At 34.3% G+C, this 519-nt stretch carries 1 protein-coding gene; it reads right to left on the reverse strand.

All coding sequences use genetic code 11. From position 1 onward, the window contains the following. Positions 1–42: 42 nt before the first annotated feature. On the reverse strand, positions 43–519 hold a 477-nt coding region (locus B0A75_RS20285; protein ID WP_133063521.1), incomplete at its 5' end, for a gliding motility-associated C-terminal domain-containing protein.

The following is a 519-nucleotide window of genomic DNA, read 5'->3' on the forward strand; positions in this document are numbered from 1 at the left end:
GTCCTGTTTTTGTATATTAATATTTGTTAATTTCTAATTTAATTATTGATTACTGATATAGAGATAACCTGATCGCTGTACTTGTTTTCCGTTATCATCATATTCTAAAGTATAGAAATATGTACCAGTTGGAAGTTTTTCTCCTTTAAGAACTGTCGCTCTTCCGTCCGAGATTCCTTCAAAAGGATTGGTTACATTATCGTAACCTTTTTTCTCATAAACCTTAGCTCCATATCTGTTAAAGATTCTCACTGTATTATTTGGGAAACAATCAATGCCGCCAATAACAAATGTGTCATTTATTCCGTCTCCGTTTGGAGAGATTCCGTTAAAGATATTTGGCAGACATGAAACATTAATAGTCTGTGTGAATACATTTTCGTTTCTGCATTCATCACTTGCTGTCCATGTTCTAGTCAAAGTATATCTGCCGCTGCAATCACCTTCAGTTTTTGATTCTGTATAACTTACAAAAGCATCCGTACAAGTATCTTTTGCTGTTAAAACTGCTGGTTCTGG

Origin of the sequence: Flavobacterium oncorhynchi (assembly GCF_002217355.1) — a bacterium.
GTDB classification, from domain to species: domain Bacteria; phylum Bacteroidota; class Bacteroidia; order Flavobacteriales; family Flavobacteriaceae; genus Flavobacterium; species Flavobacterium oncorhynchi.